This window comes from Arthrobacter sp. BL-252-APC-1A, from assembly GCF_009696625.1.
GTDB lineage: Bacteria > Actinomycetota > Actinomycetes > Actinomycetales > Micrococcaceae > Arthrobacter_B.
This window is the reverse complement of the sequence record NZ_VULS01000005.1, coordinates 296,574-306,442: the sequence shown is the minus strand read 5'-3', so window position 1 is coordinate 306,442 and position 9,869 is coordinate 296,574. Positions and strand designations below refer to the sequence as shown.

Below are 9,869 nucleotides of genomic sequence, written 5' to 3'. Positions count from 1 at the left end.
CGCAACCGACGCCTCAACATCGTTCACCACCACAGCAGCACCCTGCCGGGCCAGCTCCCGGGCATACGCCAACCCAAGACCCCGCCCACTACCGGTAACAATCGCGACTTTGCCCGAAAGGGACATGATGTGGCTCCTTCTCCCGGCAGCACCGGGCACCGTTGACCTGCTCTTTTGTTCCATCCTCACGGGAATGGTTGAGAAAGTCAACGGTTGAAGTCAGCATCTATTAAATGCGGGCTCCGGAGCGGGCCTCGACCGGAGCGGCTGGCCCGAAGGAGGAGGGCCGTAAACGGAGCTAGGGCAGCTCCCCGGTGAGCCTGTCCCGGATGGACAGTGAGGCCTGGTTCAGCCCGGTAACCTCCACGGACTTTCCCCTGCTGCGGTATTTTTCGATGATCGAATCCAGCGCCGCCACCGTTGATGCATCCCAGACGTGGGCACCTCTGAGGTCGATCACCACGTCACTGGGATCCAGCGCATATTCGAATTGGGTGTAGAGGTCGTTCGAGGACGCGAAGAACAACTCGCCCTGCACCGCATAGGTAACCGATGCGCCGTCGTCCGCCACTGTCCGCTGAACGGTGACAAAGTGTGCCACGCGGCGGGCGAAGAGCACCATGGCAGCCAGGACGCCCGTCCCAACGCCGATCGCAAGGTTGTGCGTGAGCACCGTCGCCAGCACGGTGATCAGCATGACTGCTGTCTCCGACTTGGGCATCCGGCGCAGCGTGGACGGGCGGATGCTGTGCCAGTCGAACGCTGCGTAGGCCACGAAAATCATGACTGCCACCAGCGCCGCCATGGGAATCAAGGCCACGATGTCCCCCAGCACCACCACCAGGATGAGCAGGAATACTCCGGCCAGGAAAGTCGAAATGCGGGTCCTCGCCCCGGAGGCCTTCACGTTCATCATGGTCTGGCCAACCACGGCGCAGCCACCCATGCCGCCGAAGAATCCGGTGACAATGTTGGCAATTCCCTGGCCGGCGGCTTCACGCGGTTTGGAGGACCGGGTGTCCGTGATGTCATCCACCAGTTTTGCTGTCAGCAGTGATTCCAGCAGCCCGACGAATGCCATCGCTACTGCGTACGGGGCAATGATCTTCAGGGTTTCCAGGTTCAGCGGAACGTCCGGGAACAGCAGGGCAGGAAGGGATTCGGGAAGCTCTCCCTTGTCCCCCACCGTCGGGATGTTCCATCCAGCTGCTACGGCTGCGATGGTCAGCAGCACAATGGCGACAAGCGGCGCCGGCACCGCCGTCGTCAGGCGCGGCAGCAGGAAAACAATCAGGAGCCCGACGGCGGTGACCGGGTAGACAAGCCACGGCACACCAATGAGTTCGGGCAGCTGTGAGGAAAAGACCAGGATGGCCAGCGCGTTAACGAAGCCCACCATGACGGACCGGGGAATGAAGCGCATGAGCTTCGCGACGCCAACGATGGCCAGCAGGATCTGCAGGACCCCTGCGAGGATCACGGTCGGCACCAGGTACTGCACGCCGTAGTTGGCCACAACGGGTGCAATAACCAGGGCCACTGCACCGGTCGCCGCGGAAATCATGGCCGGGCGGCCGCCGACGAACGCAATCGTGACGGCCATGGTGAAGGAAGCGAACAGGCCCATCCGCGGGTCGACGCCGGCAATCACCGAGAACGCGATCGCCTCGGGAATCAGGGCGAGCGCCACCACCAGGCCGGCCAGCACCTCTGTCTTGAGCAGGCGGGGAGAGCGCAGGGTGGCAAGCACGGATTGACGGATGTCCGGAACAGATTCCGGTGCAGGGCTTGGGGCAGGAAGGGACAAGGCAGTTCCATTCAGGTGCAGGGAAGGTTCGGCGTCCGGAGCGGATTGCCGGGGCCGTGCGTCGAATCCGGTTCAAGATTACCGCCGCCCGGCTTCCGGCCAATAATGGTTCCATGCCTGAACCCCTGCCGCCCTGGCCCTCCCCCGAACCCAGCCATGGCAGGGTCCGCCTACGTCCCGTATGCGAGTCCGATGCCGGCATGGCAATGGCGCTGGCCGAGGATCCCTACGTGTCAGCGACGGGCACCCTCCCGCACCGCGCGGACAGGGACGAAGCGCGGGCTTGGGTGAAGCGCCAGCAGCACCGGCACAGCGAAGGCAGGGGCTTCTCCTTCACAATTGAGGACGTCGGTGCCCGCGTCCCGGTGGGGCACTGCGGTCTGTGGCTGTCGCATCTGGCCGACGGCTATGCGAGCGCCGGATATGCCATTGCCCCAGCCTTCCGCCGGAATGGATTTGCGGCCGAAGCCCTTACTGCATTGACCGGCTTCGCCTGGTCGCTGGCCGGCCTCAATCGAATAGACCTGTTCATTGAGCCGTGGAACGCCGGATCCATTCGGACAGCCGAACGGTCCGGATACATCAGGAGCGGATTTCGCAGTGGTTATCAGCTGGCGGGCGGTGGACAGCGGGACATGCTGGTCTTCTCGGCCGCGCGGTCCGGAGGACCGTAAAACTCGTTCCTGCGTCCAGCTGGCAGCGCCGGCAGGGTCGCCTGCCCTAGGGCGTCGGGGCCTGCGCGGACTGCAGCAGGCCGGTGATCTCCTTCAGCGGCCCCCATGCTCCGTCCTCCGAGTTGGACACCAGCGCCGCAGTTACGCCCGCTTGCGGGTAATACCCCAGGAAGGCGCTGACCCCGGCGTTGATGCCGTCCTTGTAAATCAGGCCGACCTGGCCGTCCGCGTCCAGCCGGAACTCCAGTCCGTAGCCGTAGTGCAGCTCCCCGGCATCCAAATCCGAGTGCTTGACCTGCGGACTCAGGAACGCAGCAGTGGATTCCGCGGACATCAGCCTTCCGCCCCGAACAGCGTCGAGGAAACGAACCAGGTCAGCGGCGGTTGAGTGGGCGCCGCCGTCCGGCGAGCCGATCGGTGGATAACTGAAGATGTTCTGCCGCCAGGAGATCACCTTGCCGGCGCCATCCCGGACCGGGTCCCATCCCTCGGCGACGTTCGGGACCGCGTCCCGCATGGAAAAGAACCCCGAATCCTTCATGCCAGCGGCAGCGAAGACGTGTTCCCGGACGTAGTCCCGGTAGCCCGTCCCGGTCACAGTCTCCAGCGCCAGCCCGGCGAGGATGTAGCCGCAGTTGCAGTAGCGGCAGCCGGCGCCGGGGGCGAAGTTCGGCTCCTTGTGCACGAACTGCGGCAGGAAATCTGCAGTCCTGGTAACCGAGTAGGTGGGCTTGTCCACCCACAGGTCTTCGTAGGATTCGCCGGCTTCTTCATCGGCGTCGTCCCCGATGCCGGAGGTGTGGGTCAGAAGCTGGCCGATGGTGATGTCGGGATCTATCCGGGTGCCGCCCAGTTCAACGAACCGCCCAATCGGCGAGTCCAGCGCCAGTGCCCCGGCATCCACCTGCTGCAGCACCGCAACCGACGTGAACAATTTGGTGACGGAAGCGACGTCGAACCGTGTGCCCAGGGAGACCGGCACGCCCCAGCGCCGGGAGGCCACACCGTAGGCGCCTTCGTGCAGGACCCTGCCGCCGCGGGACAGCTGGACAGCTCCGGAGAACTCATGACGGGAGGCGGCGTCATGAAGGATGCGGTCCACGGCTTCGGCGTCGATGTCTGGGAACATAACCCAATACTAACGTGCAGCGGAGGATGCCTCTTCGCTGCCGGTACCGGAAGGAATTCGCATTTTGTTTACCGGCCTGAGCGCTTTCCCACTGACCCCGCTGCAGAACGACGCCGTGGATGAGGGTTCCTTCTCCGCCCTGGTGAGCCGGCTGGCAGAGTCGGAGGTCGATTCGATCGCAGTGCTAGGCTCCACTGGTTCCTACGCCTACCTGAGCCCGGAAGAACGCGGGCGCGTGGTGCAGCTGGCTGCCGCTCACAAGGGATCGAAGCCGTTGATCGCCGGCGTCGGCGCACTGCGCACTTCCGAGGTCCTGGCGAATGTCCGGTCTGCGGAGGAGGCCGGCGCCGCCGGAATCCTGCTGGCGCCGGTGAGCTACCAGGTGCTGACGGACGAGGACGTGTACGGCCTCTTCCGCGATGTCACCGACGCCACGGATTTACCTGTCATTGTTTACGACAACCCCGGCACGACCCATTTCACCTTCAGCACCGAGCTCTACGGGCGGATTGCGGAGCTCCCCGGGATCGCCTCCATCAAGATTCCCCCTCCCCCGGCAGGCCAGGCACGGGAGAGGATCCGCTCTGTCCGTGCCGTCATCCCCGAGAACGTCACCCTCGGCATTTCGGGTGACGCAGCTGCAGCAGAAGCGCTCACTGCAGGATGCGACGCCTGGTACTCAGTTGTGGCCGGCACACTGCCCGAAGTGGCAGGGGGGATCATTAGCGCAGCCCGCACCGGAGACGCAGCTGCAGAATCGGCCCGGCTGGCACCCCTCTGGGAGCTCTTCGCCGAGCACGGCAGCCTCCGGGTTATTGCGGCCATCGCCGAGGAGCTGGGTCTGGTCCCGCAGAACTGCCTTCCGCTTCCGGTGCAGGGCCTCAGTGCGGCGCAGCGCAGGCGGGTGGCCGGCGCTCTGGAGGAACTGGAACTAGCTACAACTACCTGAGCTCCCGAACCCGGACCCTTCATCGAGAAAGCAGAAACGGCTCGTTTGAGCCCCCATAAGAGCCTTATCTGCCATCTCGATGGACGATGCGACATGAGCAGGGACTAGTCAGTAAGCTGATAATCCCGGAAAACGCCCCAGGAGGAATGCCCATGTCACCGTCCCGCGCCGACCTGCAGCGCACCGCTTCCGAGGTTTTTGGGTGGGATGATTTCCGGCCCGGCCAGCTCGAAGCGATGGAAGCGGCCGTGAACGGCAGGGACGTAGTCTGCGTGATGCCCACCGGCGCAGGGAAATCAGCCGTCTACCAGGTGCCGGCTATGGCACTGCCGGGCACCGCCGTCGTGGTTTCACCGCTGATTGCGCTCCAGCGGGACCAGGCGGAGGCGATCAACGAGGCAGTTGGCAGCACCGTTGCCTACGTCCTCAACTCCGGCCAGTCGCAGACCTACTGGGACGAGGCATGGGCGGCAGCAAAAAGGAACGACGGCAACGGAACGGCCAAGTTCCTGTTCCTGGGCCCGGAGCAGGTGGCCCGCGAGGAGGTGCTCGCGCAGCTGGAGGACCTGGAGGTTTCCCTGGTTGTAGTCGATGAGGCGCACTGCGTGTCGGCCTGGGGGCACGATTTCCGGCCGGACTACCTGCAGCTGGACGTCCTGGTACGGGCGCTGGACAAGCCCGTGGTTGCCCTGACCGCCACCGCGGCACCCCCGGTGCGCGCAGAAATCGTGGAACAGCTTGGAATGCGTGACCCGGTGGAGATTTCCCTGGGCTTCGACCGCCCAAACCTGCATCTTGCCGCGGGACGGTATGAGGATGCCGACGAGAAGCGCCGTGCCATCCTGAACCAGGTTGCACGGCTGGATTCCCCCGGACTGCTCTACGTCGCCACCCGCAGGGAAACCGAGGAGTATGCCGAAGCCCTGCAGCAGTCCGGACTGCGCGCGGATGCCTATCACGCAGGCCGCAGCCATGAAGACAGGCATCTCATCCATGAGCAGTTCCTCGCGGATGAGCTGGACATCGTCGTTGCCACCACGGCATTCGGCATGGGGATCGACAAACCCAACGTGCGGTTTGTGGTGCACGCGGACGTCCCCGACTCGGTTGACAGCTACTACCAGGAGATCGGCCGTGGAGGACGCGACGGCGAACCCACTGAAATCTTCCTGCACTACCGCCCTGAGGACCTGGGAATCCGGCGGTTCTTCGCTGCGAAGTCAGCAGACGAGGACGCTCTTTCCGCCCTCTATAAAGCGGTGAATAAGCGCAGCGACCCGGTGTCCGCTGCCGACCTGCGGGATGAGCTTGACCTAAACGCCCGCCGGGTTTCTTCCCTGCTGGGCCAGCTGGAGCAGTCCGGCTCCGTTTCAGCCTCGGATGAGGGCTACTCCGCCCGGTCCGGCGTCGGGGTGAAGACCGCCGTGAAGAACGCGGTCGACTTCGCAGAGCAGCGCAGGAACATTGAAGAGTCCCGGCTGGAGATGATGCGGCAGTACGCGGAGAGCAGCGAATGCCGCCGGCGGTTCCTGCTGAACTACTTTGGCGAAGACGCTCCGGACATGTGCGGTTTCTGCGACAACTGCGAACGTGCCGAGCAGGAGGGAGAGGAGCTGGGACCGGCCGAATCCGCCGCCCCGCAGCCGTTCCCCCTGCAGTCCCGGGTAGTGCACAGGGAATGGGGACCGGGCATGGTGATGAGCTATGAGGATGAGACCGTCACGGTGCTCTTCGAATCCGAGGGCTACAAGACGCTGTCCCTGGAGCTGGTGCAGCAGAAGGACCTGCTGGAACCGGCCTGACGCCCGTTCCGGACACCCGGAGCTACTCCTGCACCACGCGGACCGTCTCCATGCTCGGGTCCGCCGGGTCCGGCAGCACCATTCCTGCCTTGGCACCGGACACCAGGTAGTCGATGACCCGCGCGTTGATGCGCTCCCCGGGCAGGATGGCCGGCACCCCGGGCGGGTAGGGGGTGATCTGCTCGGCTGCGATCCGGCCTGCTGCCTCGCTGACTGGAACGACCTCCACTGGGCCAAAAAAGGCGTCACGCGGAAGCTGCACGGTTTCCATCTCCAGGTCCGCGGAATCGGGCAGCTCGACCGGAGCAGGGACCGGCAGCCCGGGTGCAGCTTCCACGAGGGAACCCAGGGCCTCGAGGAGCCGGTCAGCACTTTGGCGGTTGTCTGCCTGCGAGAAAGTGGCTTCGATCCGCCTGTGATCATTCAGCCCGACGTCGATCCTGGCGTTTTCGCGCAGCCAGTCCGCTGCCTGGTAGCCGCTGACGCCGAGCTGCTGGACATCGATCAGCACATGCAGCGGGTCGAAATCGTGCGAAGCCTCCTCACGGATGAGCTCATCATGCAGTACGTGGAGGCCGGGGAGCCCGTTGATTCGTCCGCGGGTGGTTTCGACCAGCTGGAGCGCCGCGTCCAGCTGCTTTTCACCGTGCCGGACCATCTGCCTGCGCCAGCCGTCCATGCCGGCGTAGATCAGCACGTTGGTGCTGGTCGTGGCCAGCAGGTCGGCACACTGCTTCAGCCGTATCGGGTCCACCAGCTGCCCCTGCAGGTGATAGACCGAACCCTGTTCGAAGCCAAGGCCCATTTTGTGCACGCTCACTACGCAGATATCGGCGCCGGCATCCATGGCCCAGGTGGGGAGGGAGTCGTGGAACGGCAGGTGCGCGCCCCAGGCTTCGTCAACAATCAAGGGCTTACCGCGCCGGTGGCAGATCTCGGCAATCGCCTGGATGTCTGCGCAGGTTCCGTACGGTTTAGGGCTGACGATCAGGCACGCTGCCGCGTCGGGATGGCGCTGCCACATCCCCTCAACCGTTTCGGGCGACGGCGGGTGGGCCAGGCGCAGCTCGTTGTCCCAGCGCGGGCGGATCCAGCGCGGCTGCAGGCCCGAGAGGATTAGTCCCGCAGTGACGGATTTGTGGGCATCGCGGCCAATGAGGATGTCCCCGGTCCCGCGCGTAACCGCAAGGATGGCGGCCTTAACCGAGAGTGAGCTCCCGCAGGTTGAAAAGAAGGCATGCTCCGCACCCACGGCATCGGCCATGAGCTCCTGCGCCTCGGCAAGGTAGCCGTTGGAGGATGAACGGTCATCGAGCCCCGCGGAAGCGAGGATGTCATTGGCGAAGGCGTCGGCACCGATGACGTCCAGGGTCCGCTTGTCCACTCCCCGTCCCTGCCGGTGCCCCGGTGGCGTGTAACCGTACCGGTCGTGCTGGTGGTACGCCGCCAGAGCCTCAAGGATTGGTGCTTTGCGCTGATCCACAGGACTTCCTTTCGCCGGTTATGCGGGTGACGGGTGCGGCCGGGGAGGGGACCGGAGCTACTGGGCCTTCTGCGCCAGCTCCAGCAGCTGCTGAAGCGCCGCGGCTTCGGTCTGCTCCAGTATTTCCGCCGGTCCGCCGTCGAAGGAATGCTTGGCATGCCCGGTTTCTCCGCGCAGGCTCCACCCGATAAACACGGTTCCGGCGGGCTGGCCTTCCAGGGATCCCGGTCCTCCGGCACCCGTCGTGGAAGTACGGTGAGATCACAGTGGCCATGCAGTACAGCTTCCAGGCCTGGAACTCGCACATCCCCGGTAAATACCGGGATCTGCTCTTCGGTATCGGAGCCGAAGAGTTCGGCCACGTTGAGATGCTGGCCACCATGATCGCGCAGCTGCTGGAAAAGGCACCGCTGGGGATCACCGAAGATGCCGTACAGTCCGATCCGGCCATCGCAGCCGTCATCGGCGGCACCGACATGCAGCAGGCCATTGTCGCCGGAGCCGGAGCCCGCCCCGTGGACAGCAACGGCAACCCCTGGCAGGGCAGCTACATCACTGCCAGCGGCAACCTGCTGGCCGACTTCACCGCGAACGCCAACGCCGAAATGCAGGGGCGTGTCCAGGTCGCAAGGCTGTACCACATGACAGATGACCCCGGGGTCCGGGACATGCTCTCCTTCCTGCTTGCCCGGGACACGATGCATCAGAACCAGTGGCTGGCGGCGGCCCGTGAGCTGCAGGAAGAAGGTGCCGAGATGCTGCCCGTGCCGAGCAACTTCCCGATCAACAAGGAAGAGCGCTCAGTGTCCTACCAGTACCTGAACTTTTCCGACGGCGCGGCGGCGGCAGAGGGCTCCTGGGCTTCCGGCCCAACCCCGGATGGCAAGGGCGAGTTTACCTACCACGACGGCCCCACGACGTCGGTTCCCATGCCCCCGCCCACCCATCCCGATTCGCGGTTCTATGGCACAACCGAACTGCCGAACACCGTGGAGAAGGTCTCGGGTGTAGTCCAGGATAAACTCCGGAAGGAGTAGTTGGGATCATTCACAACCCGGGGCCGATCCGGCTACGCGGGAATTTGAGTGAGCAGCGGGAACAGTACAGGGCGAGTGGCGGCCACAGCCGCCACCCGCCCTCCCCTACTGCGAACCGGTGGCCCGCATACCCGACTCAGGCAGGCCCCGAACTCCACTCCAGTGTTCGCCACGGCCAGCCGCATAGGCAGGAAACTGGGGCCACCGGATTTCTCCCCAGTACCCCCACAGCCCAGAGCCTAAGGCCCAGATTCGATAAAAACAAGACGGTTGACCGGTTTTGTAATTGCCGGTCACAAACAATCTACGAGTGCTGGCCCAGCGGCGCCCCGGAGTACCGGGCAAGTGCAGGGACCTGGCTCTTCAAACCGGCAGTGACAACGCCTGGCAGCAGGATCGTCCACATGTCTTCGACCCGTTCCAGCAGGTCAGCTCGTTCAGTGAGGACCGCTGAGACAATCTGGACCCCCGTCAGTGAGGACACTATGAACTGACCGAACCCGGCAGGGTCCAGACCGTCGCGAAGCTGTCCGCGGCGCTGAGCCTGCGAGGCCAGGCCGGACATAAGGGCCACCCAGTCCGAATACGGCTGCCGGACATCCTGGTCAAAGGAAGAAGCTTCCAGGGTCAACCGGATTCCCGCCCGGACAATCGGTTCGGCAAGGAGGTTGCCGGCGAAGCGCCGGCAGATCAGGATCATGGACTCCAGGGGCGGGAGACCGCGCTCAAGGACTGCGGTGTTATCAGCGGTGATAAACGCATGCTGCTCCGCAATCACGGCCCGCGCCAGTTCCTCCTTCGAAGGAAAGTGGAAATAGAGCGCGCCTTTTGTAACACCGGCCCGAACTGCCACCTGGCTCAGTGAGGCACGGCCGTACCCGAGTTCCTCGAATATCGAGGCCGCTCCGGCCAGAATGGCCTCCCGTGTAGCTTTCGCCCTGTCCTGCAAATCTCTGATGGTAAGTCCTTCAGTTAGCTGCCCCCACCT

At 64.5% G+C, this 9,869-nt stretch carries 10 protein-coding genes; 4 read left to right on the top strand and 6 right to left on the bottom strand.

What is annotated here, in order from left to right; translation table 11 throughout:
* Together FYJ28_RS10395 and FYJ28_RS10390 are read right to left on the bottom strand one after the other, a co-directional pair.
* A partial coding sequence (locus tag FYJ28_RS10395) for an SDR family NAD(P)-dependent oxidoreductase (RefSeq protein WP_154579204.1) occupies positions 1-126 on the bottom strand: 126 nt, incomplete at its 3' end.
* 172 nt (positions 127-298) lie between these two features.
* The gene (locus FYJ28_RS10390) at positions 299-1,807 is read right to left on the bottom strand and encodes a SulP family inorganic anion transporter (RefSeq protein WP_229780382.1); all 1,509 of its coding nucleotides are present in this window, start codon (positions 1,805-1,807) and stop codon (positions 299-301) included.
* A gap of 113 nt (positions 1,808-1,920) precedes the next feature.
* On the opposite strand from FYJ28_RS10390, the gene FYJ28_RS10385 reads away from it, so the two are divergent.
* Complete coding sequence (locus FYJ28_RS10385) at positions 1,921-2,481, top strand: GNAT family N-acetyltransferase (RefSeq protein ID WP_154579202.1); 561 nt, start codon at positions 1,921-1,923, stop codon at positions 2,479-2,481.
* 46 nt (positions 2,482-2,527) lie between these two features.
* Here FYJ28_RS10385 and FYJ28_RS10380 read toward each other — a convergent pair whose 3' ends face one another.
* On the bottom strand, positions 2,528-3,610 hold the full coding sequence (locus tag FYJ28_RS10380) for a serine hydrolase domain-containing protein (protein ID WP_154579201.1): 1,083 nt from the start codon (positions 3,608-3,610) through the stop codon (positions 2,528-2,530).
* Positions 3,611-3,674: 64 nt separating this feature from the next.
* On the opposite strand from FYJ28_RS10380, the gene FYJ28_RS10375 reads away from it, so the two are divergent.
* Positions 3,675-4,559 (top strand): dihydrodipicolinate synthase family protein, encoded by an 885-nt coding sequence (locus tag FYJ28_RS10375; protein ID WP_154579200.1) that lies wholly within the window; start codon positions 3,675-3,677, stop codon positions 4,557-4,559.
* A gap of 152 nt (positions 4,560-4,711) precedes the next feature.
* Positions 4,712-6,361 (top strand): RecQ family ATP-dependent DNA helicase, encoded by a 1,650-nt coding sequence (locus tag FYJ28_RS10370; RefSeq protein ID WP_154579199.1) that lies wholly within the window; start codon positions 4,712-4,714, stop codon positions 6,359-6,361.
* Between the two features lie 22 nt (positions 6,362-6,383).
* On the opposite strand, the gene FYJ28_RS10365 is transcribed toward FYJ28_RS10370, so the two are convergent.
* Together FYJ28_RS10365 and FYJ28_RS10360 are read right to left on the bottom strand one after the other, a co-directional pair.
* The gene (locus FYJ28_RS10365; protein ID WP_326831651.1) at positions 6,384-7,844 is read right to left on the bottom strand and encodes an aminotransferase class I/II-fold pyridoxal phosphate-dependent enzyme; all 1,461 of its coding nucleotides are present in this window, start codon (positions 7,842-7,844) and stop codon (positions 6,384-6,386) included.
* 57 nt (positions 7,845-7,901) lie between these two features.
* The gene (locus tag FYJ28_RS10360) at positions 7,902-8,039 is read right to left on the bottom strand and encodes a hypothetical protein (protein WP_326831650.1); all 138 of its coding nucleotides are present in this window, start codon (positions 8,037-8,039) and stop codon (positions 7,902-7,904) included.
* 26 nt (positions 8,040-8,065) lie between these two features.
* Here FYJ28_RS10360 and FYJ28_RS10355 point away from each other — a divergent pair, with 26 nt between their 5' ends.
* On the top strand, positions 8,066-8,881 hold the full coding sequence (locus FYJ28_RS10355; protein WP_326831654.1) for a manganese catalase family protein: 816 nt from the start codon (positions 8,066-8,068) through the stop codon (positions 8,879-8,881).
* Between the two features lie 304 nt (positions 8,882-9,185).
* Here the strand turns inward: FYJ28_RS10355 and FYJ28_RS10350 are convergent, their stop codons facing one another.
* Positions 9,186-9,830, bottom strand: a complete 645-nt coding sequence (locus tag FYJ28_RS10350; protein ID WP_229780381.1) for a ScbR family autoregulator-binding transcription factor — start codon at positions 9,828-9,830, stop codon at positions 9,186-9,188.
* Positions 9,831-9,869: the final 39 nt, after the last annotated feature.

Bases quoted from the DNA above. Each gene is read 5' to 3' on its own strand.
- FYJ28_RS10385 (WP_154579202.1), top strand. From the start codon at position 1,921: ATGCCTGAACCCCTGCCGCCCTGGCCCTCCCCCGAACCCAGCCATGGC.
- FYJ28_RS10380 (WP_154579201.1), bottom strand. From the start codon at position 3,610: ATGTTCCCAGACATCGACGCCGAAGCCGTGGACCGCATCCTTCATGAC.
- FYJ28_RS10370 (WP_154579199.1), top strand. From the start codon at position 4,712: ATGTCACCGTCCCGCGCCGACCTGCAGCGCACCGCTTCCGAGGTTTTT.